Annotated in this window: 19 protein-coding genes; 6 read left to right on the top strand and 13 right to left on the bottom strand. The window is 38.4% G+C overall.

Annotated features, from left to right (window positions below; genetic code table 11):
• Positions 1–5: 5 nt before the first annotated feature.
• From BMX22_RS14205 to BMX22_RS15955, 11 genes are all read right to left on the bottom strand, one after another.
• The gene (locus tag BMX22_RS14205; RefSeq protein WP_074743140.1) at positions 6–1547 is read right to left on the bottom strand and encodes a recombinase family protein; all 1542 of its coding nucleotides are present in this window, start codon (positions 1545–1547) and stop codon (positions 6–8) included.
• Positions 1548–1653: 106 nt separating this feature from the next.
• The gene (locus BMX22_RS14200) at positions 1654–1725 is read right to left on the bottom strand and encodes a DUF3789 domain-containing protein (protein WP_318259778.1); all 72 of its coding nucleotides are present in this window, start codon (positions 1723–1725) and stop codon (positions 1654–1656) included.
• Between the two features lie 20 nt (positions 1726–1745).
• The gene (locus BMX22_RS14195) at positions 1746–1925 is read right to left on the bottom strand and encodes a hypothetical protein (RefSeq protein ID WP_074743136.1); all 180 of its coding nucleotides are present in this window, start codon (positions 1923–1925) and stop codon (positions 1746–1748) included.
• Positions 1918–3819, bottom strand: coding sequence for an ATP-dependent DNA helicase (locus BMX22_RS14190; RefSeq protein ID WP_074743135.1), 1902 nt, complete (start codon positions 3817–3819; stop codon positions 1918–1920). The genes BMX22_RS14195 and BMX22_RS14190 overlap by 8 nt, the downstream gene beginning before the upstream one ends.
• The gene (locus BMX22_RS14185; RefSeq protein WP_074743134.1) at positions 3819–4178 is read right to left on the bottom strand and encodes a type II toxin-antitoxin system PemK/MazF family toxin; all 360 of its coding nucleotides are present in this window, start codon (positions 4176–4178) and stop codon (positions 3819–3821) included. Before BMX22_RS14185 ends, BMX22_RS14190 begins: the two co-directional genes overlap by 1 nt.
• Before the next feature lie 478 nt (positions 4179–4656).
• Complete coding sequence (locus BMX22_RS14180; protein WP_074743133.1) at positions 4657–5256, bottom strand: sigma-70 family RNA polymerase sigma factor; 600 nt, start codon at positions 5254–5256, stop codon at positions 4657–4659.
• 463 nt (positions 5257–5719) lie between these two features.
• Positions 5720–6835: an ADP-ribosylglycohydrolase family protein gene (locus tag BMX22_RS14175; RefSeq protein WP_074743132.1), complete on the bottom strand. Its 1116-nt coding sequence runs from the start codon at positions 6833–6835 to the stop codon at positions 5720–5722.
• Positions 6836–6875: 40 nt separating this feature from the next.
• The gene (locus BMX22_RS14170) at positions 6876–7268 is read right to left on the bottom strand and encodes an HIRAN domain-containing protein (RefSeq protein WP_074743130.1); all 393 of its coding nucleotides are present in this window, start codon (positions 7266–7268) and stop codon (positions 6876–6878) included.
• Between the two features lie 11 nt (positions 7269–7279).
• A complete protein-coding gene (locus BMX22_RS14165) occupies positions 7280–8029 on the bottom strand; it encodes a hypothetical protein (RefSeq protein ID WP_074743128.1) in 750 nt (249 codons plus the stop codon).
• Entirely contained in the window at positions 8029–8925 is an 897-nt protein-coding gene (locus BMX22_RS14160; RefSeq protein ID WP_074743126.1) for a tetratricopeptide repeat protein, read from the bottom strand. Before BMX22_RS14160 ends, BMX22_RS14165 begins: the two co-directional genes overlap by 1 nt.
• A gap of 377 nt (positions 8926–9302) precedes the next feature.
• On the bottom strand, positions 9303–11939 hold the full coding sequence (locus tag BMX22_RS15955) for a TIR domain-containing protein (protein WP_081349232.1): 2637 nt from the start codon (positions 11937–11939) through the stop codon (positions 9303–9305).
• Positions 11940–12299: 360 nt separating this feature from the next.
• Between BMX22_RS15955 and BMX22_RS14145 the strand changes: the two genes are divergently transcribed.
• From BMX22_RS14145 to BMX22_RS14125, 6 genes are all read left to right on the top strand, one after another.
• Positions 12300–13586, top strand: a complete 1287-nt coding sequence (locus BMX22_RS14145; RefSeq protein WP_074743124.1) for a tyrosine/phenylalanine carboxypeptidase domain-containing protein — start codon at positions 12300–12302, stop codon at positions 13584–13586.
• A gap of 535 nt (positions 13587–14121) precedes the next feature.
• Positions 14122–15636 carry a DUF4878 domain-containing protein gene (locus BMX22_RS14140; RefSeq protein WP_074743122.1) on the top strand — a complete coding sequence of 505 codons (1515 nt, stop codon included), beginning with the start codon at positions 14122–14124 and terminating at the stop codon, positions 15634–15636.
• 151 nt (positions 15637–15787) lie between these two features.
• Positions 15788–15955 (top strand): hypothetical protein, encoded by a 168-nt coding sequence (locus BMX22_RS16590; RefSeq protein WP_177173039.1) that lies wholly within the window; start codon positions 15788–15790, stop codon positions 15953–15955.
• A 17-nt stretch (positions 15956–15972) separates the two neighbouring features.
• Positions 15973–16506: a hypothetical protein gene (locus tag BMX22_RS14135; protein ID WP_074743120.1), complete on the top strand. Its 534-nt coding sequence runs from the start codon at positions 15973–15975 to the stop codon at positions 16504–16506.
• A gap of 195 nt (positions 16507–16701) precedes the next feature.
• Positions 16702–17055: a hypothetical protein gene (locus tag BMX22_RS14130; RefSeq protein WP_074743118.1), complete on the top strand. Its 354-nt coding sequence runs from the start codon at positions 16702–16704 to the stop codon at positions 17053–17055.
• Positions 17056–17071: 16 nt separating this feature from the next.
• Positions 17072–18121, top strand: coding sequence for a nuclease-related domain-containing protein (locus BMX22_RS14125; RefSeq protein ID WP_074743116.1), 1050 nt, complete (start codon positions 17072–17074; stop codon positions 18119–18121).
• Between the two features lie 69 nt (positions 18122–18190).
• Here BMX22_RS14125 and BMX22_RS14120 read toward each other — a convergent pair whose 3' ends face one another.
• Together BMX22_RS14120 and BMX22_RS14115 are read right to left on the bottom strand one after the other, a co-directional pair.
• Entirely contained in the window at positions 18191–20563 is a 2373-nt protein-coding gene (locus BMX22_RS14120; protein WP_074743114.1) for a hypothetical protein, read from the bottom strand.
• A 70-nt stretch (positions 20564–20633) separates the two neighbouring features.
• Positions 20634–21674, bottom strand: coding sequence for an AAA domain-containing protein (locus tag BMX22_RS14115; protein WP_081349236.1), 1041 nt, complete (start codon positions 21672–21674; stop codon positions 20634–20636).
• Between the last annotated feature and the right edge of the window lie 258 nt (positions 21675–21932).

The following is a 21932-nucleotide window of genomic DNA, read 5'->3' as shown; positions in this document are numbered from 1 at the left end:
TATCTTTATATATTCTCTTTGAGTGATAAGCCCGATATAAGTATGAATTCAAGGCTTTTGTCTCTGACTATTATCCGCTCAACTATGATCCCGAATAGTTCTTCATCGAACTCCGTAGTGATATTATCTTGTTTTTCTATGCTGTCTATAAGGATATCAAGCTGCTCGAGAGTGTCATCCTCGTTATCCGCCTTAGCTGTCTTTTTCAGCTCTCGTTCTTGCCTTGCAAGCTGACTTTCCAGTTCAGTGAGCTTTTCGTTGTACTTCTTCTCATCCATGAAGCCTTTTTTCCTGAGTCTGGATAGGACATGACGCTGTTCCTTGATATCGGCGATATTCTTATGTATATCTATTATTTTAGTATTACCGCTGAAACGGCGCATATTAAGTTCTTGTAAGCTTCGACGTAAGGGGAGAAGTATTTCTCGATAGTGCTGTATCAGCTTATTGCACATTGAAACGAAGGCTTGCTTTATCGTTTCTTCAGGTATTGGTTTTGATTTACAGTTATCAGCATGATTATCATGATTTGTACAGGACCAATAATATATGCCATTGTTACGTTTCCTCTTATATATTGTTCCACAGATACTGCATTTAATTACTGAACGGAAGGCTGCTTTATTACAATTTTTGTTATAGTATTTATTCTCTCTTTCTGATAATAATTTCTGAACCTTATTAAAATCGTCTTTTGTAATTATTGCTTCATGAGAATCTATTATCAGGTATTTGTCTCTTTCACCGTTATTTTTTATTTTCTTATAAGGCACAGTGTCTGTATAATAAGTTTTCTGCAATAATGAATTGCCAATATATTTCTCATTTTTTAGAATATATTCTATATTAAATATGTACCATTTTTTCGCTTGTCTTATTGGAGGTATACCATTTTCATTTAACTCAATAGCAATTTGGCTAAGTCCGATTCCGCTAAGATACCATTCGTATATCTTTTTTACTATTTTCGATTTTGATGGATCAACTACAAGTTTACCATTCTTTTTGATATATCCATATGGAGCAACTGATGATTCGTATGTACCATTCTCCATACGCTTTCTTACGCTCCACCGCATATTCTGCGAGATGGAAGTTGATTCTTCCTGAGCAAGTCCACCCATAACTGTTATCATCAGTTCATCGCTGGTCTTGGCTGTATCGATGTTTTCCTTTTCAAAGTATATCGATATTCCAAGCTCTCTCAGGAGTCTGACGGTATTAAGACAGTCTTTAGTATTTCTGGCGAAACGGCTAAGTGACTTTGCATATATCCGGTCTATCTTTCCTCGTTTGCAGTCACGGATCAGTCTTTGGAATTCTGTTCGCTTTGCTGTGCCTGTTCCGGAGATACCTTCATCTGCGTATATATCCACAAGCTCCTCGGTTTCAGAGCCTATGAACTTCTCACTATAGAACTTGACCTGCGCTGCATAGGAGTGAAGCTGGTCTTCGCTACTTGAAGATACTCGGCAGTATGCCGCACAACGTATTTTATGTATCGTACTCTCGGCTTTTACCGGAGCTATATATGTAACATTAGCCATACTGAGCCTCCTTTCAACACACAAGGATACCACACTCTGCTCGGAATTGGTATCATCAAAGGGAACAAATGCGGCGGTTTACATTTGTGAAAACCGCCGTATACGTTTATTCCTCATCAGCCCTTCCGGCTGCTATGCAAAGGCACATTGCCAGAACGCCTACGGTCCCGCCAAACATTGCCCCTGCGATGAAGTGCATCATGCGTTTACCTCCCATTCTCTTATCGTCATATACCTTTCTGTGACCGTAACCTCGTTAATCTCACGAATTCTGACCTTTTCTGTTTCTGATACAGACTTCTCTACTGCAGCAGTGCCAAGTATCTGGTTCATTACTGCAAGCATGTAGTCTGCCATTCCCGGTTTAGTATTATTCATGTTTGCCTTCCTCTTTGATCCTGTTCCATAACTCTTCGAGCTCTGTTATGTCTTCGGTTATATTCTTCTCGGGTAATGATGCAAGCGTATCCTCCCTATACGCTGTATTCTGGCTTTTGCTTACTCTTGGATCGAGAATCGATACGATTCCTTTGTCTTCGGAGCTCCTTATGAGCCTTCCCACTCCTTGTTTAAGTTTTATTATCATCTCAGGGACGGCAACATCCATGAGAGGACACTCTGTTTTACGCATTTTATACTCCACTATCGGATCTGGTACAGGGAAAGGCAGCTTGAAGATGATAACCTGTGATAAGCTTTCACCCTTTATATTTATTCCTTCCCAATAGGTTCCTGTGCCAAGCAGAACTGAGTTCACGTTATTCTGGAACTTTTCGAGCCTGCGTTCCTGCGTCGTACTTCCGTCCTGAACCATTATCTTATATGGAAGTCCCATATTTGACAGCTTTTTAAAGACGTACTGCATATCGTCCTTGGCTGTAAAGAGGATAAGTGCCTTTCCCTCTGTAATGTTCAGAAGCTTCACTATCTCTTTAATGGCTGCGTTGCGATATGCGGTCCTGTTACGCTTAATTGGAATAGGCAGTTTATCTGATACATACATCATTGAGTGCTTATCATAGTTATACGGAGACTTCTTAGGTTCTGAAACGCATACGTTATCAGGACAGCCAAGATTGTTCAGGAAATACCTGTACTTCTCACTGAGTGTACCGGAATTCTGTGAGGTTATCGTTGCCGATGTAAGTATAGTTCTTCTGGATTCTGTGAACAGAAGTCTGCCTATTTCCCTGCGGATATCCTTTTTGCAGATATTAACTCTAACGCCTTTCTCGGTGGTCAGCCACACAAGGCAACCTTTGTTCTCAAGGTTTCTGAACATCTGCAGGCAGTTAAGTCTGCGATTGGTCCGCATTTCTATCTCAAGCATAGCGGAGCGTATCCTGAGTACGAGCTTTCTGACCTCTCTGATAGGTCTGTAATAGTACGTTCTCATATCGTCGATAGATTTGCTCTGCTGCTGATGAATATCATATTTCAGATACTTGAAGAAGTCATCCACCATCTGAATGATCTCGACTATCCTGCTTGAAAGTATGTTTTTTCTGCTTTCGGTTGCCTTCAGGACCTCGGTGCTTATCTCTTTCTGGCTGTATGCTGTCGTGAAAGCATCACGGAAGTTGTTTTCGAGGTTATGTGCCTCATCGACAACCAGTGTGCTGAAATCCGGCTTGAATATGCCTTCGCCTGATTCTTCCTTTATGAAATGTGATACAAGCATATTCTGATTGCAGATCACTATCTCATCCTTATTTCTTATCCTTTCACGCATAAGAGAGTATTCACATTTATGACGGAATGAGCACTCAGAGCATTTATCGCCGAAGGAGTTTATGCATATCTTGTCCCACACCTCATCCGGTACATATACATCTTGTCTGAGCTGTAAGCCATATTTGGCTCGGTCAAACTGCCGTGTGTAGTCCTTATGCTCTCTTGTGAATCTGTGGAAACGCTCGAGGCAGACGTAATTCTTCATTCCTTTTGCAATCTCCACATCAGCACGGACTCCTAAGAGTTCAAGCACATTGAGTATATCGCTCTCAAGCTGGTCTTGAAGTGCGATTGTCGAAGTAGCGATTATCATCTGCTTGCGCTCACGGAAATACTGAAGGACCAGCGGAACCAGATATGCTATTGACTTTCCGATTCCCACCTCAGCCTCAACAGCGAGCGACTTATTATCAACTATTGCCTGAGCTATCTCCTGAGACATAGCTATCTGACCTTGGCGCCTCTGGAGCCCGTTCTTCTCGTCGTTCTTAAAGAAACTATCCACCGCTGAATTTAGCGTTAATTCTTTTATTTTCATTACTTCACCTCATGTTTATGAACTTCAAGGCTTATCTTCAAAGCCTTATCTATTTTTCTGACATCCTTTTCATTGAGTGTGCCTAAATACTTCTTTAGCCTGTATATAGAGATCGTCCTGACCTGCTCAGTCAGCACACAGCCTATATACTTCTTCAGGATACCGTAATGTATGATGACATGATTGGGGATATCATTTTTCATTCTGGATGTAATGGGTACAATGATAGTTGTATCTGCGTAGGCATTGCCTTTATTGTTCTGTACTATCACAACAGGTCGTTCATTTGCCTGCTCAGAGCCCACACCTTGCCCCAGATCTGCAACATAGATATCCCCACGTTTAGGTAATAAGGTCATATAATTCTCCTTTATATGTATACGGAGCCGCTGTTAAGCAGCTCCGATTTATCGTTGTCAGCATATATCGTTTCATATACTGACGCACCCCTGCTCGGGGTACTTTACCGTCACTATGCGCGACGGCATTTTCCTTAATCAAAGGCCTCGGATATTCTCTTACCATTACTGGCACCCTCCCAGGTGGGGAGCACACAAGCCGAACTGAGTCCTCGCAGTTCACGTAGCTCTTTGTCTCTCTGCCCTTACGGGATCAGAGCCGCTTGTACGGACGGGCGCGCAAGTCGGCTGTCATTGCCATAATAGGAGTGGCTATACTCCTACCGCCATGCTCATATTTATCGCTCGCTCGTTTCCGAGGTCGTGGCGTATGGATGCCCGCGGCTCGTGGATTGTATCCACACCGATCTTGCTGCACACTTGTGTGCTGCTATTCAATTTTCAAGTTTCTAAAAGGCTTTTTTATTTGCCCCTCTACTCATAAAGAACTGAGAGAGGTAATTTTGCAACCTTTTTCCAAAAATTTTTTCATCTTTTTTTCTGCTGTTCTTATCGACTTTGATATTGCCCAGTGGCTAACGCCGTATTTTTCGCCAATCTGGGCATATGTCCAATCATTGAAATAGTAAAGAGTAATTCTGTCTTTTTGAATGGGAGTAAGTGCATCTAAAGCTTTTAATATAGTCTCCCTTCTCTCTTTTTCTTCAACCGATTCCTCAACAGGATGCAAATCAACATCAGGAAGATTACTGTGTGCTTCACCATTCTCAGCTTCAATACACTCCTCTGAGTATCCTTCCTCTTCATAACTTCGTTCTATTCTTCTAAGGTGTTTAACATCGTTTGCGTAATAACGATTATATTCTTCAGCCATCGAAGAAAATTTACTCTCTGAAACAATTATCATGCCTTTTGTCTTCGGATATTTTACTGTGATGTCCGGATCGTCAGATACTATAATATACCTTGGTCCGACAAAGTCAGGGTACAGCACTTTAGTACAGATAAAGTAGAAGCCCTTCTGGCTTATGATCTTCTTGACCTTCTCCATGTCAATCTTGCAATAGATTTTTTCCATTTTAGTGTCCTTTCTGCGGACACAAAAAATGGAGCCTGCATATATATGTACGCAGACTCCAAGTTCACCTGATTATGGCATGACAAGGTATGGGTACAAAATATATGCTTTTCATAGTTAAAAACCATATTTGTATCCGCGGCCCTTAATGCATATCAGGCTTTGAATATTATATTCAGCCTCGGGTATCTCTCCCTTGACTGTGTCTATATAATATCATAGAACACTATGTGAAAACAGACATAAAAAATAGGAGTTGTTTTTCGTACAACTCCTTGAGAAATGCGTTATTCAATTCGAATTAACAGGTTGTTTTCAACAATTTTACGAGTTTTTATGTGATGATATGGTGACAATCAGGTGAAATATGTCGATTTTACTCCTATTTTTTATATGAGTTTCCCTATAATATTTTTCGATAAAGTAAAAGGAGGCCCGAAAGCCTCCTCAATGATTATTCTCTTTAGTCTGTTGTTGCTCGAAAATACTCTGCCTTATAATACTTCTTATCCCATACCTCATCTTGGTCTAGAGTATATTCACTGATTTTACAATCATTATATAGATCATCAGCTATTTCGAGCGTAAGATCATGCAATTCAAGATTATTCTTATATTTAGCAGGTATAGCATCATATCCGATATAGGCACCAAGGATATTGCCTGTGACTGCTCCCGTTGAATCACTGTCGCCGTTATGATTAACAGATGTTCTAATAGCCTTATCAAAATCATCTTGATACTTTAAAGAACAATATACAGCAATTGCAAGAGTTTCTTCAGCGACCCAGCCCTCTCCTAATTGGTGGATAGCAGCAAGATCACTTTTCTCAGTTGAAGCCAGCATTACCGCTTTCTGCATAATCTCCGTAAAATCAGCTATATGTGCTGCCTTAGGGAATAATGTCTGCATAGTAAGAATAGCATCATCTACGGCTTCTTTGATTGTTGTTCCTTTTTCAACAATACTTCTTATGATATGTACCAATGCAGCGGCAGGAATAAATCCGAGATCATGACCATGTGTAAGTGCAGCAGCTTCTGCACCTATCATATCTGTTCTTTCAAAACTAATACCTTTATCGCAGAAATATAAACCGATTGGAGCAACACGCATCACTCCGCCGCACCCTTTACTGTTGTTGATCGGTTCGCTTGTGGAGCCTTTTGCTCCATGTTCGATGGCGGCTAAACACGTCATTCCTGGTGCTCTTCTGCTGAAAAGCTCTGGAACATTTAAAAGCCATGAATACAGATAGTCCTCATTTATTGGATATGATTCTGTTTGCGTTTTGTACCAACATTGGTACATTATCTGTATATAGCTTTCATAGCTGCCCATGATTCCTCTTATCATTCCTCTGGTTGTACCAAAAAGCAAACCATTTGCAGTAAATAGTGTCATTTGTGTATCATCGGATATTTGAGCTACACCATTTTTCAATGAATACTCAGCGATACCTTTATCACCATATTTGCTGAATATCTGCTCCTCTCTGAGGAACTCAACAGCATATCCTAATGCATCTCCAGCTGCTCCACCTATAAGGCAGCCGCGAAACTTATCAATATCTCGCATAATATCACTCCTAATTATACTACTGCTTTAATGGACCTCATCAGAAATCCACAAGGAATATACCAATGCTTATCTTACGGAAAGATCCCTTGATGTCGATGTTTTTGATCTGAGCAGAGAGCATTTTACCTGCATCCATGAGACGTGCGAAAATAAGGTTGTCCTTTTCTGGAACATATCCAACCTTGCGGCCGTCAGGCGCAAGGATTAGTATGGCATTGCTGTCAAATTTATTGTCTTCACGCTGGAGTGTCAGCTTGTCACCAATCGTTATCGCATCAAGCACGGTCTGGTCTTTCAGATGTGTAGTTCCTGCGATATACGAATCGAAGAGGTGTATCTCGCGGATAAGCGGCTTGAGTAATTCACCTATCTGACCGTTTTCGGATGCGACTGCCAGTTCGTTCTTTTTTATCTCTGCAAGTTCGTTCATTGTAGACCTCCTTACTGTGTGAGTAAATCCAGCTGCTGTTGAAGTTGTTTTTCGTATTCGGTGTATTGCAGCAATTCGGTTTCATAAGCAGTTCTTCTATCTGCCATTTCGTCCTTATCATCGAGGATCAACTTGTATGAATATGGCTCGGTTGTAATTATTTTTTGTATTTCCTGTTCAAGTGCAGCTATCTTCTCGGCAATATCCGGAACAACAATCGGAGCTTCACTGACTCCTAGCTGCGAAAGTGCCTGCTGAACAAGGAAATCAGTCTCTCTCAGCGTTTTTAGATCATTGCACTTGTAAGCTATTGAAGCCTGTTCCCATAACTCTGCAAGTTCTGGATGCTCCTGAATCACTGGACTCATATCAGGGTGGAGTTGACGTGCTATCTTACGGTAAATAGCTTTTATTTCTTTTGCATCAATTGGAGAAATTGTTGAATCGTTTTGGGTACTGTTAAACTCTTTGACCATATCGCTGAGCTGATTGCGATACTCTGTCATCTCTTGAGCAACATACTCGTTCATTGCTTTAATATCAGGCTTTCTGCCTTGATTCTTTGCAAGCTGACAAAACGATATCGATTTTTTAAGTGCTATACAAGCTATCTTCTTCTCGAACACTTGATTTATCAGCTCACCGAACTCTCTGATATAAGCACGGCGATACTGTAACGCTTCTTTTTTCAACTGATCACGCTGTAATAGTAACGATTCGTATTTCGGATAATCTCCAGCCGCTATATGTACTATCTCCATTATTCTATCACCTCGAAATCTTTCATTTTCCAAGCGTCAAGTGTTACATAATTCCCATCATCACCTTGAGTTGCCATTAATGCATCAGTTAATGTATGATACCATTTCCCGTCAAAACAAATTGATATTGTGCCGTCATCCTCAAGAACCGATTCTACTATGTATTCTCTTTCATTATAACTGAATCTTATTTTAGCAGGTTCTTTCATCAGGTAATACAGGTCATATAAATCAAAATTAGTTCTATCAAATTCAGTTAATCGATACAGATCACTGACCATATTTTCCATAATTGCAAAATTGCCAAAGAAGTGATCAAATCCGATTCTTGAACTAAGCATACTTTTTCCTTCAAGCAATAACGAAACAGCCTCTTGAGTCTTGCCTTCCTTTTCGCGTACAGCTGCAAGGCGAATGCATATTTCAGGAAGCGGGTCGTCAACCATATCTGTCCAGTGGTAGTAGTTGTATAGCGATTCAATTATCTCTTTAAATTTTTCAAAATCCTGATTGACATATTGTCCGTACCGATACATATCTGCGACTTTATATCTTGAAATATCGCAACCGGCTTTTGCCGCACTGGAATAATACTCAAATGCTTTCTTATAATCAACAGTTCCAGTACGTCCATAATACCAAATATATCCAAGTCCGCCCAATGCAGCGGTATTATCCTTATCATATTCAACAGTCATTTCATAGTACTTGAGAGCAAGCTCATACTCTTTTTCGTAGTAATATGCACCTCCGAGTTCAAACATATACTCAGGATCCGTAGTTTCATCAATAAGGTATTTTAATGCTTCAGTATATACAAAGAAATCATCTTCATCATAATTACCATTGCTCTTTCTGAATTTATCACATATTTCCAAGGCTTCACGAATCGTCACAAACACACCTCCTACACATTTTAGTATATTATATCATATTTTTTGTCGAATTTCAATATTTTTTGTTGCGAAGTGATACAAACAACAATTCTATCAATTAACTAACAAAGCCTTTGCTTAAAGGCACTGTTTTAAGAAATACTAGCTAAAGAGTACTTAAGCGAAGCGTACCTTTGTCTTTATATTGCTCTAGCACGACAAAAGAACAACCACCTTTAGTGGTTGAATATTTAATAAACAGTACAGGAAGTATATTAGTTATGCAATAGTTAATTTTTACATAAAATGTAAAAGTGGCACCTCGGAAAGGTGCCACTTTACGATTGGCGTTAACACATGCCATTTTTACTTGAAGACTATAAAGCGTGAATACTTCTCTATTTCTTTGTCTTAATACCAGTTAATGTCTGTAGTTTTTCAAGTTCTAAGGATGAATCCCTATCGTTACCAACTGCAACAATCGAGCCATTTGATTTTAATCCGATGATGTGATTTTCTCCTAATACTACCTCTTTTATGTTTGTCCAGTCGGAGATATCGAATTTTCTTTGATCATTCTTGCCTTTCACTTCTACAGTTCCGTCTGCTTTTAACCCGATTGTTGTATTGCCTCCTGCGGATATTGAAATAATACCCTTCCAATCTGATGTATTGCACTGATAATCATCATTCTTGCCGGCAGCAACAACTGTACCCTTAGATTCCAACCCAACTGAATGATTATTTCCCGCTGATATTGCAATAATGTTTGTCCAATCTGATACATTGCATTGCTTGTCATCATTCTTTCCAATGGCAACTGCAGTTCCATCAGACTTTAGTCCTATTGTATGGTTTTGTCCAGCAGAAACTGCAATGATATTATTCCAGTCTGATACGTTACATTCTCCATTGTCATTGCATCCTACTGCGACCACTGTACCATCTGACATTAGTCCAACTGTATGCTTCTGGCCAGCAGAAACTGCTATGACATTTTTCCAGTCTGATACGTTGCATTCTCCATCGTCATTGCAGCCTACTGCGACCACAGTACCATCTGACATTAATCCAACTGTATGCTTCTGGCCAGCAGAAACTGCAATAATATCTTTCCAGTCTGATACATCGCATTGTCCATCATCATTATTTCCAAATGCAACAACAGTACCATCTGATTGTAATGCAACTACATGTTTTTCACCATCCGCAACTGAGTTTTTCGGTAATTCTTCCCGTACTTTCGCAATACATTCGATTAGCAAGCTTTCGCTGTCTTTATAACTCGAAATACTTGCGAATTCAGTGATTGCTTCATTGTAATTGCCCGCTTTATAATATTTTTTTGCATCATCATACGACTGTTTTTCAATTATTAGTCCAAATACACAACAGCCCAAACATGAAAAAACCGTAAGGATTATCAGTGATACAAATGTAATCGTGAGTATCTTAGAAGTGCTTTTTCGATTTTCTTTTTGTTTAACTTTTATGGTATTTATTCTATCCTGGCATATTTTTATTAGTTTGTCAGAATCCTTCCAGCCAGGAATAGCGCTGAATGTTTTGATAGCCGTTTCATAGCCTGCGATACTGTTTTCTTTCATTCTAAATACGGCGTGTTCATAAATACCATTCTTGCGGCATGTTTCAGCCTTTTCCAGGCACTGCTTTGCAAGTACATCCGAATCTTTGAATCCTGGTATGCTTTTGAAAATCTCTGCAGCGGCTCTATATTTGACTGGGTCCTTGGCTTCTTTCATAGATGTGATAGCCTTCTTATATATAGCCATCTGCCTATTATATTCGTTACGTTCGTTAATATGTTTAATATATCCGTGCAGCTCGGATACTATTGCCTCGTCACCAAAACGGATTGCTTTAAGATAATAATTATTATCATCAAATGGCTTTTCACAATCAGCAAGATCTGTTTTTTTACGGATCTGCATCTCTACCATCATTTTTCCTAAATATGCGTATGCGTTTTCAGGATCTTGATCAAGCACCTTCTCACAATAGGTGTCAGCTTCATTCCAGCTCCCATCTTCAAGGAACAGAAAAGCTCGTCTGATAAGTGCGGAGACATTAACACTTGCCCCTGAAATTGCCTCCCTTGGAGTCGGTTTCGGTTCATCAGCTTTAACTATTTTTCTGATACCTCTAATCAAATCCTGCATGAAGCCAAGTTTAGACATATCCTGCGCCTGGAGATGCGAGAATTCTTCAGGGAGATTATATGGATCCATATCACGATAAGCTGGTATAAGGATTTTCTTTCCATTGCTTTGTCTTACAATAGATAAATAACGACTCCATTCATTCTTAACCCAAACGGCATTGAAGTATTCAGGTCGCGTGCCAAGGACCACCATAACTTTAGCTGAATTCAATGCTGCGAATATGTAGGGTTCATAAGCTGTTCCGAGTTTGTCTTCCAGAGTTATTCGTGCGAAGAATACCTTGAACCCTTCCTGTGTAAGCTGATGGTACAAGTCATTTGCAAGCACAGAATCCTGTGTTCGTCTGCCATTGCTATCCGTTTCCTTATAGCAGATAAACACATCAAATGGTTTTTCTTTCTGTGAAATAGCGAGAATACCCTTTTGGATCTCATTTATGGCATTTGCTTCAGCTTCATATAGTTTTCGCTGATCCAAGTCTGCATACTTTAGCGCGGATTTATAGTTATCATCATCAAATATTGAAGTAAACTGAGCGCGATTTACTGTAGGTACACGTTTCCCTGCTACTGGATCGTCAACATATTCTATTCCATAACGACAAAGAACAAGAGACCAGTATGCTTCTGAATCAGTTGTATCACCATTTAGAATCTTCTCATATATTTCCGTTGCTTTATCGAATTCGTTATTACGGCGAAAATGGTTTGCACGTTCATACAGATTTGCCCGGTGATCATCAATATAGTGCGGCAAAGTTTGTTCGGTACCGCAATAATCACATTTACAAATAGTTTTTCCTTCGGAGATTTTTAGTGAAGCGCCACACATTTTACATGTATATGCTGTCATAGTATCTCTCCCTTTATCATTATTTATTTTACCTTTATGGTAACTATATTATATGTTAAATTTTACCACAATATCATTCTGATTTCAATACAATATAATAAAAATCAACAAATAAAGGACTTAAATCAGCAGAATACACAACGAATATCATTGGGTTTTGTATGTATCAACAACAATTAAACAATGATGTGCGGGTGATATTATGTTTAGTACCTCCGCTAGCAGCCTAAAACATTAATCAATAATTGTATTGCTTTTTTTTAGTTAATGAGTTATAATAATTACATAGGTTGCGATTATTATTCTGAGCCTCATAGATTCAATAACCTATTAATTATCAAGTCAAGGAGAAGAGTAGTAATGGTTTCAGAGCTGATTAACAATGCAGAAATCGACGTAATTGATATGCTAGAAAACACTTCTCCCCATGCCAAAGACGCTTTTTTGAAGTCTTCTGACATGACAAAGCCTCCATTTCAATATGGTAAACTCGATATTTTGAAGGTTAATGACAATTTATCATCTTTGAACGAAATTCGAGGATTAAATGAATATCAGAGTTTAAGCTCATACAATAAACTAACTGCTGACGTTCTATTAGACTATTATCAAAAACAAAACGAATTTGTTGCGGCTTGTTACAAATATAATCATTCTGATACTAATAAAAGGGTTTATGTTGCTGAAGAACAAAGGAGGGCTAATATCAGCCTTTTTGGCGAGCCTGACAAACACGTTTTGCTCTGTCTCATTCACGAAAAACTCGAAGAAATACGCTCGAAAGAACTCTCATCAGAAGAAAAGGAAGAATTCAAAATACTTGAAGAGTTATTATCCGATTTGCCTCTTCATGTTAACGAAAAGATTGCGTTCTATCCATCTGAAGAAATACTTAAAAGATTTTCGGAAATGGTTAATCTATTCTATGATCCCTTTCTTAAGCACATTCCTTCGCAAGATGAGTATACAACCGAAGAGTGTGCAAATATAATAAATACAATATTAGCAGAAGAACTTCATGACTATATGGGCGATTGGAAAGCTATTACCGAAACAAACAGACTAAACGCTGCTGTTAATCACGATGAATGTAGAATAAGATTTCCCGCCGACAAGACTTATACTCCTGAAAAGCTTAAAACAATAATAGTTCATGAGCTTGGTGTCCATGTTCTAAGAGCTATGCCCTTCAAAGATACTGGGCTGAAAGCTTTCTCCTTTGGCTTCCCAGGATATGAAGAAACTGAGGAAGGGATAGCCAAAATAATGGAACAAGGTATTTCTGGTAAATTTCAAAAATCCGGAGTTATCCATTATATAAGTATAGGTCTGGCTCATCTAATGAAATATGATTTCAGGACAGTATTTGAAATACAAAAACGCTTACAGGGATTGAGCTCAGGGACATCCGAAGAAACATGTTACAACTCCGTTCAACGTGCCTTCAGAGGAACCGGCGAGCTTTCAAACAATAAAGACCTTGTATACTTTAATGGCTCATTACGTGTCTGGAGATATATTTCTGAAAATATAGATCACCCCAGCCTGTTTGATGATTTGCTGCTTTCAGCCAAAACTGACTTCTTTGATTCTTTTCAACGAGAGCTCGTTTATGAGATCAAGAACGGAAGGAAAATTGTTTTTTAATTTTACTTTTAACAAATCAACATACTATAAAACAATACAGAATAATTATTATTTCTCTACTAATGGAATACTTCTCTCAAACCGAGAGAAGTATTCTTTTTTTATTATGAACTATAAAAACAATACTAGTTGTCTTTTTATTTTTACCCGATTGAGCTAACGTTTCTCTCAAAGAATTAGATTCTTACTTACGTTTATCCCTTTCTCTCAAAAAAACGCCCCAAACGCCTATTTTAAGGCATTTCCTTCTTGCCAATTTGATTTTTTTGAGTTATCATATAGTCAAGGAAAAGGAAGCAGCCGGCAAGTGATACAAATGTATCAGCTTTCACTCCTTATACCTAATTAGGTAAATATATGTTCAATATTGTCCACTTATGCAACTAATAGGGTAATATGAGCGGTTATGTTCGCATCATTACAGTGTCGAACTGCTTAATGCTCTGAATAAGTTATTCTTTTAAGTTGCAAAACCAAACGGTTATCTCTTGACAGTACAAAACCATCTCAAATTCATTAATATGGAGGTATTATTATGAAAAAAGATGTTAAAAAAGGATTTATGGCCAAATTAAAGGAAAAGTTCGACAATCTAACGCTCTTTGGAAAAAATGGCGCCATTACAGCAATAGCAGGTGTAATGACTCTTGGCACAGGAATCTATGGTTATAATGCTCTTACCGCTTCAACCCCCGAAAAGACTGTTGAATCGTACTTTCAGTCTATTCAGTCAGGTGACGTTTCCGGAGCAATTGGATGCTGTACTCCAGATATTCAAGCTCAGTATAAAATGGGAATGGAATTTTCCGATTTGTTCGGCTTTATGGGAATCTCATCCAATACAATCACCAGCATCCTCTCTGATTCTAATGTCAAAGCATATCGTAATTACTCTTTCGATGTGAAAGACACGGTCTATAACGACGATAAGAACTTTGCAAAGGTATCTGTTGATGTCTTAGTTAATGATATCGTTACTGAAACCACCGTAATTCCTTGTGAAGAAATAAACGATTCATGGTATATCACTAATAAAAGCGATTCTTATGTTAAAGTTGATAAATGTAAGATGTCTCGCGCCGAAGAAGAACAGTATGCCAAACTTGATATAGTAGAATGGGCGCAACAACAGGGATATTCTGTACATCACATTCAAAGTTTTTCTAACAACAACCTGTCGTTCGTCCTCAATAATAGATCAATAGTTATTAATGACAGCAATTCAACGATCAGTTTATACCCTGGAGAAATAAAATCAATTGACTTCAGTGTCCCCTTTGGCATGATTCGATTCTACGATGATAAAAGTGCCGCATGTACTGTCAAAGGCAAATGGATATTGACAGCAGTGCAGAATAAGCAGATGTGTGAACTCCTCAGTGGATACAAGGAGAGAGGAGTTGCTGGCTTTTGCGGAAATGATCCCGCTGATAAATACATGTCAGATGACTATGTGCAGCTGATGAATACTTACGGCTTAAAGGCTGAGTGCTACAAGGCAGATACCGGTTATTTGTTCTATATATACAACGGAACCGACCGCCTTGCCCGAATAGCCGCACTGGATCACAAATCCTCTAACAAGGCTGAGCTCCTAGGCACATGGAACGATAGCACCGGTGAAGTATCGACTGGACCATTATTAGGCCGTGAAAGTTTTGCATACGATTATGTTTCATCAGGTGGTAAGCTTATAAGCACCCCCGAGCGTATGGAACAGCTTGAATCCTTTTTCGCAGGCAGCAACACAGTCTCAGACAGCATAACCTTTTCAGGCAATGAACCCACAGCTTCTACTAATGCTTCTCCTGTATCTGTCAACATCAAAGGTCAGATAAACTGTCATGGCGGTACAGTAGCAGGATATACCGGTGCTTACATCACAGAGAATGGTCCTGTAGGATGCGTAAGGACGAGCTTAGGCAACACATGGCACGTTACCGCTGTAAAGCAATTCAACAACTACGGCATAACATGGTATGAGCTATACGACAGCGATGACGGTGATTATTATGGCTGGGTTGACGGGAACTACATAGATTTCTATTGATACCAGCGACAAAACAATCGCTTCATAAGGCAATACACTAAGCTGACAATCGAGACTCACAAATTGGAGGAGCTCGTACACGGGCTCCTCCAATAACAGAAGCAAGTTATAATTAAAGATACTTACTCGAAAGGAGTATAAGAATATGGATATGAGTATTATTATCTTTGTGGCAATTGTTGTTGCTATCTATGTTATCCTCTCTCGTCTTGGAAGTGCTCTTAATAAGAAGATGACTGATGAGGCAATGGATGCGTTTGATAGCATTTCCGACCACATAAACAAAATGAAACATGAGAAGAATAATAAGGGCAGATAAACAGGAGGGTAAAAATCATGAAAAAAACAATTACTTTTATAACGATAATCACAATGGCACTTGTATGCTTTGTAAGCTGCGGAACAAACAACTTTAACGGTCAGTGGGAGTGTGTTGAAGCAACAGTACCGACCTATGGATGCTTCGGCAGCATCGATATGAATCAGAACTACAAGAACTTAGCTGATTCAGGCTGTTTAGGTCTGCTTTGTGAGATCAAAATAGACGGTGATAAGGTGTCGTATGAAGAGAATATGTGCAGCTATACCGTCTCTAATGTCAAGCGTAATGCCGATTCGATGTCATTTACTGTAGAAGACGGCAGGAAAATCAGCAGCCATGTCTCATTAAGACTTGCTGACAATGGAAACTCCATCATAGCAACACGGAATATGAACACCTATACGCTCGAACGTTCTGATTTAATACATAAGATAATACTAAGAATACCAATTTGGATGTACCTTTTGTTGGGCTTGTTGCTTGCATTCATTTATGTAGGTAAAACAGTTAAAAGAAGGGATAGTTCAGCATTCAAAGGAATAAGATGAGATAGCAAATAAATTTATCTGAAATACTATAGTTCAAATTGTTACTTGTGCCTTCATCGACTAAACAGTCGAATCAAGCTGCATTTAACTAATGATACTACTAAAGCTTTCAGTTACCATGCTATCCAAAAGCGAGCAAATCAAGAGCAATCCAAGGATTCATAATAACATAAAAGCATGGTATAGGAGAATCATATGTTAATTGAAAAGCTATGTATATTCGAATCATTTAAAGGCGTCGAAGCCCTTAAAGAGACAATCAATAAGACTGTTACTGAGATTGAAGGCACAGTAATCCCTATGGATATGACAGCATTTGTTGAGAAAACAGAGTCATATCCTCCTGAATACGGAATAGAGGTTACTGGAAAAACTACAACGGAGGAAGGTTACAAATGCGGAACAATGTGGCGGATACAAATTGTCATCGACAATACCGGCCTCAGAAGAAATGTGTTTGTAAACGCCATAGGAACGGAATCGATACCTGTGAGAGCAGGAATAATAAGACGTGATCAAGTCATAAGAAGGCTATTTGACGATGAATAAGCAGGGAGGAATAACAATGAACAAACAAGCAATTATGGATAAATACAAGGATAAAGGTATTACTCCAGGAAGGAAATATGCGAGAAGTGATATTACTGAAAAACTAAGGGATATCGCAAATATACTCATTCGCGAAGCTTACGGAAAAGAATATACAGATAAGATCTGTTTAAGTGATCTTCGGAAGATGATAATTCAAAAATCCGAGAAGAAGGCTCTCTATGATTCACAGGTCATAGAAACGGTAAGCGAGGATTTAAAAAAACTTGAAAGCCGCATTAAACGGTATGAAGCTGGTGACACCGGGGAAGAAAAGGCTAGAAAGGCACTGCAGATGTTCCATTTCGAACACTGTAAACTTCACAGTGTTTTTCTCTCAAACAAAAATGGTTCAGCTGAATATGATGACCTTGTCATCACTCCGAGGGGGATCTTTATAATCGAAGTTAAAAACATTTGCACTGATATATTAATCAAGAAAAATGGTTATTTATACAGAAAGAACGAACATAAGGAACCAGAATATCTTGGAAATCTAGGAGAAGCAATGGAAAGAAAAAGATTCGTACTATGGGGAGCCTTATCCGATGATATTAAAGAGAATATTTGCGTTGATGACATACACCTTGTACTCCTCTACGTTGGACGAGGCGTAGTTGATAACGATTTGGATTGGGTAGATGTATGCTACAGTTCAAACATATGTCGTTATATTGAAGGATACAACAACGAGGGTCGACGTATACTCTTGGAAGTAATGGAAAAAATATATCGGCGCATCAATAGCGTAAATGAGCCTAATGTCTGGGAACTTGGTGTTGATATCGATAAGTACGCCGAGCACTTTTCAAATGCGTTGAATGTTGTCGGCTGTGAGGAGTCAAAGTCCATTCCTGTAAAAGTTAGGAGAAAGCATCTACACATCAGTCATACAAAGACTCCTTCTCATTCAGTTCGAAGAAACATACTTCCCCAAAGGAATACTTCTAATCACAAAAACGAATTATTCATGTTAATGACATTTTTCATAGCAGCAAGAACGTATATGGAGTACAATTTCGATTAAAAGTCTTTCTGAGCAAATGTGTATATAAACAAAGTCCCCGTTCTACAACTGAACGGGGATTTTAAAGTGTTATAAAGCGGTATTAACCAAATATGTTTCAAACAGAAATCTATCTGTGTATTCGAAAACTTCGTTAACGGTCATCGGATCGATGCATTTTTCCATATAATATTTAGCAACATCCTTTATAGGCTTAAAAGCTTTCATATTATCGTATTTGTATTTTTCGGTTTCGATATCTGGCACACATAGCTTTTCTCCGAGTTCATATGCGGTTTCAAATTCTTTTTTTGCATCATCATTCTTCCTGCAATCAAGCAAAAAGCGACCATGTTCAATGAGGTATATAGCTTCGAGATCGGAAATGCTGTAGCTTTCAGGATCATGAGAAACATCGTTTTCCTTTAGAATATCTATGTACTCTTTGGCCTCGTTAAAGTACACAGCAGCTTTGGTTTCATATCCATCCTCTTTTCCCATATAGCAACAGAAAGCAGCGGCTATTTTGGCTTTAGCTGCTTCATTATAGATATCGAAATAGAACCCCTGCTTTTTCCATTCTTCATTATAGCTTTTCTTAATAGTCTCAAAGCATTTCTCACACATTATTTCTGCTTTTGAATAGTCTATACAGTTATTGGAGCTCTCCAGAAGGGTAATGTAAAAACTCAAACTGAATACTGCAGCTTGTTTTGTATATAGGTTATCGTCCTTGGCATGGTTTTCTTTGTCGTTAATCATTTGTTGGATGTCTTTTACCTGTTCATTAATACTATCAAGCTTTTGTTTATATTCCATATTATTATCGCCGTAAGAAAGAGCTGCGTCAAAAAGATCGACTATTGCAAGGTAAAGCTTATTGTTCAAAAGCAAAGACAACCACAATCTATCTTTTTTATCTAGATCTTCCCTTATCTTACCCGAAACAAGCAAATCTGCACGAGCTTTATCCAGTTCCCATATTCTTCTATATGCAATAGAACGTCCGACATATCCAGTAGCTATCATACCCTCATTGTTCGAACCATTGCGATAATCAAATGAATAATCATAGTACTGATGCATAAGTCCATATTGTCTTCTCCGCCTAAAAATAGAAGCAGAGTTATTTATTAAGCGAGCCTTTTCTTCTTTTACAGATGAGTATTTGTCGTCTTGAGTCCATAGAATATGTAGTTCGTTGCTATATAATTCCATAGCTTTACTTATAATACCTATTCTGCTATAATAGAGAGCCTTCTTTTTCAGATAATAGATTGATGGATCTATATGCTCGAAATACTGCTTCTCAAGTTCAATAGTTATTTCCTCCTTGGTAAGAGGAGAAAATTCCTTTAAAAACGGGATACTTTTGTATAGTTTATCTGCCTTTTCGAGCTGTTCAGTATGTTCCTTTATCTTCTTTTGTCTCCATAAAGCATCCATAAGGGTATTATGCAGGCGCATTATAAAAAGAATGTTTTTAACACTGATATTGATATATTCCGAGTAAGCTAACCCTATCCCGGCTTTCGCCGATTTTTCCGCTTCATCCATGATTTTTTTTTCGTTAAACATATACTCAGAATACAATACAGTGTACTCAAGAAGATCATTTTTATCTAATTTATCTTTAGCAAAGATATCAGACAGTTCTGAACCCTCTTTTTGACAAAACTCATGAAATTCGTAATCAAAAAGTGAGCTATTGATACCAAGGGAAACAATAATGCTGTTTTCCTTCTGGATATACATTGGCACTGTGTCTTGAAGTCTAAGTTTCACTATTCTGCTAAATAGGCTGGCATTCTCTAAAGCAGTGCTATCTTTTTTTCTTTTTTTACTCTTCTTTTCATTTTCTATCTGTTCTGTTGTCCTATTATCAAAAAAACCGATAATAATGATCCAGGTTAGTTTTTCGTAATAATCCAACTCATTCTCATTGCTCAGAAATTCCAGCAATTCTCTTCCAGCGTCAATATTAGCCCGAAACACATCATTAAAAAAGCAATCTAAAACATCGGTCTTAATATTTTCTATGATAATGTTTTCATCATAGTCGACTTGAACGCCTTTATTCTTATCAGTTCGCTTCTTTTGTTTTATATATTCGTTAGCTACTGTCGAGAATACCTCATCATAATACCCTGCTATATTTCCCTTAAGCTTTTTCACATTATTGCAATCAATTGAGGAATGATCCTTATCAAGTAAATAACCAACCAAGGCTTTTCTCAACTCAACACTTGCGCTACTCGTTCTATTACTAAACTGTTTTATCAATGATTCTTTGGAATTTGAATATTTAGAATCGTTGATGTTGACAACTCCTTCTAATATTCTCTCTATCCACTCTTCTTTAGAAATCGGTTCATTCTTTATGTATTCCTTATATTTTTCTTTTAAGCAATTGTTAAACAATGAATAGATATTAGTTAAAGAAAAAATATTGGTTGACAACATTATCATTCCTCCTAATATTCGAATTCTGATTTATATTGATTATATCCAATTAAATTTCATCTTCGTCAACTTATCTTCTTCTATTTCCAAAGAAGTCAATAAGAACGTTCTTTATAAAGTTATATCTACGAGCATAAGAGTTTTCAACGCGAATGAGCTCGAAACCATGATCGCGACAAATCTGATTCTTCTTACGGTCGCGTTCGCGGACTATCTCGTCTTCAATGTGTTCTTTGCCGTCGAGCTCTATCGCAAGAACAGGCATTTTTCTCCTACTATAATCACGTTGGTAAATAACGAAGTCAAAACGTCCAGTATAGAACAAATCGAGAGAGGAAATGTTATCAGAAAAGACCTGAGATATTGCTACTTCGTGTTCGACGCTGCAGCTTCCTTCATTAAGAAGAATATTATCAAGCGCATGATTCAAATTCTGTAGAAACGCTTCCTCTGTCTCTGTGCTATATGGTTTTATTCCAAGAGCGCGAGAAGAGATGTCTTTTGGAGTAACTTCAGTCTTACCGTTACTGGCAACGTAATTCACAAGTTCATATATATCATCTGGAGAATCTGGCTCGTGAAGTCTTTCAAGTTCCTTACGGCTCGATAAAACTATCAGCTGCTCCTTCGCTCTAGAAACGGCAACATTAACCAGTTCACGATTATTTTTCAACCAGTCATAAGTCTTGGGATTGGTTTTATCAGTAAGAGCCAATGAAAACAGTATAATATCCTTTTCGTCTCCCTGAAAAGCATGGACAGTTCCGCATGTCACATGATCGAGATGTGCTTCATGTAGCGCTTTTTGTATGCAGTCGCGCTGATTAGTAAATGGTGTAATAATACCCACGGATTTATCTTTGTTCATCTTTATAAACTGAACAATCTTATCCGCCTCGGCAGGAGCAGTGTTTTTATAATCCGTCGTGTTGTCTTGAATATCGCTGAATATCAGCGGGGTTTCAGATTTATCGCCAGATTTCACTTTCAATCTGCCATTATAATACTTCTTGTTGTTGAACTCGATAATCTTCCTCGTATAATAGATTTTAGGGTGGTTTAAAGAGCACCCCAATGAACCTCTGCCACGCTCGGTTGAGTAAAGCAGCATTGAAATCGGAATGAGCGTAGCGAATGGAGATTTCAATGCTGCGGCGGAGTTCCGCCGGGTTTAATCAAACAATCAACAGGCATTCACATACCCATGATATAATAGCTGTAATCAGCAGGAACAAGTTCTGATCTTCCTTAGTCGAACCTCAAGGTTGCTTCCTTAGAGAGTCTGTTCCCCAGAGCTGTGAGTTAGCTGCTTACACGTAGGCTGTTTATCCGGGATGCACTCCATCCGGTTTTACAGGCAGTACGGATC

It is taken from the genome of Ruminococcus sp. YRD2003 (assembly GCA_900109435.1).
GTDB classification, from domain to species: Bacteria; Bacillota; Clostridia; order Oscillospirales; family Ruminococcaceae; genus Ruminococcus; species Ruminococcus flavefaciens_G.
This window is presented reverse-complemented; position numbering and strand designations above follow the sequence as displayed.

Excerpts from the sequence above, each read along its gene's own strand:
- BMX22_RS15955 (WP_081349232.1), bottom strand. The coding sequence starts at position 11,939 with ATGACAGCATATACATGTAAAATGTGTGGCGCTTCACTAAAAATCTCC.
- BMX22_RS14185 (WP_074743134.1), bottom strand. The coding sequence starts at position 4,178 with ATGACCTTATTACCTAAACGTGGGGATATCTATGTTGCAGATCTGGGG.
- BMX22_RS14120 (WP_074743114.1), bottom strand. The coding sequence starts at position 20,563 with ATGTTGTCAACCAATATTTTTTCTTTAACTAATATCTATTCATTGTTT.
- BMX22_RS14170 (WP_074743130.1), bottom strand. The coding sequence starts at position 7,268 with ATGAACGAACTTGCAGAGATAAAAAAGAACGAACTGGCAGTCGCATCC.
- BMX22_RS14115 (WP_081349236.1), bottom strand. The coding sequence starts at position 21,674 with ATGCTGCTTTACTCAACCGAGCGTGGCAGAGGTTCATTGGGGTGCTCT.
- BMX22_RS14195 (WP_074743136.1), bottom strand. The coding sequence starts at position 1,925 with ATGAATAATACTAAACCGGGAATGGCAGACTACATGCTTGCAGTAATG.
- BMX22_RS14190 (WP_074743135.1), bottom strand. The coding sequence starts at position 3,819 with ATGAAAATAAAAGAATTAACGCTAAATTCAGCGGTGGATAGTTTCTTT.
- BMX22_RS14140 (WP_074743122.1), top strand. The coding sequence starts at position 14,122 with ATGAAAAAAGATGTTAAAAAAGGATTTATGGCCAAATTAAAGGAAAAG.
- BMX22_RS14175 (WP_074743132.1), bottom strand. The coding sequence starts at position 6,835 with ATGCGAGATATTGATAAGTTTCGCGGCTGCCTTATAGGTGGAGCAGCT.
- BMX22_RS14145 (WP_074743124.1), top strand. The coding sequence starts at position 12,300 with ATGGTTTCAGAGCTGATTAACAATGCAGAAATCGACGTAATTGATATG.
- BMX22_RS14135 (WP_074743120.1), top strand. The coding sequence starts at position 15,973 with ATGAAAAAAACAATTACTTTTATAACGATAATCACAATGGCACTTGTA.
- BMX22_RS14180 (WP_074743133.1), bottom strand. The coding sequence starts at position 5,256 with ATGGAAAAAATCTATTGCAAGATTGACATGGAGAAGGTCAAGAAGATC.
- BMX22_RS16590 (WP_177173039.1), top strand. The coding sequence starts at position 15,788 with ATGAGTATTATTATCTTTGTGGCAATTGTTGTTGCTATCTATGTTATC.
- BMX22_RS14205 (WP_074743140.1), bottom strand. The coding sequence starts at position 1,547 with ATGGCTAATGTTACATATATAGCTCCGGTAAAAGCCGAGAGTACGATA.
- BMX22_RS14125 (WP_074743116.1), top strand. The coding sequence starts at position 17,072 with ATGAACAAACAAGCAATTATGGATAAATACAAGGATAAAGGTATTACT.
- BMX22_RS14165 (WP_074743128.1), bottom strand. The coding sequence starts at position 8,029 with ATGGAGATAGTACATATAGCGGCTGGAGATTATCCGAAATACGAATCG.
- BMX22_RS14130 (WP_074743118.1), top strand. The coding sequence starts at position 16,702 with ATGTTAATTGAAAAGCTATGTATATTCGAATCATTTAAAGGCGTCGAA.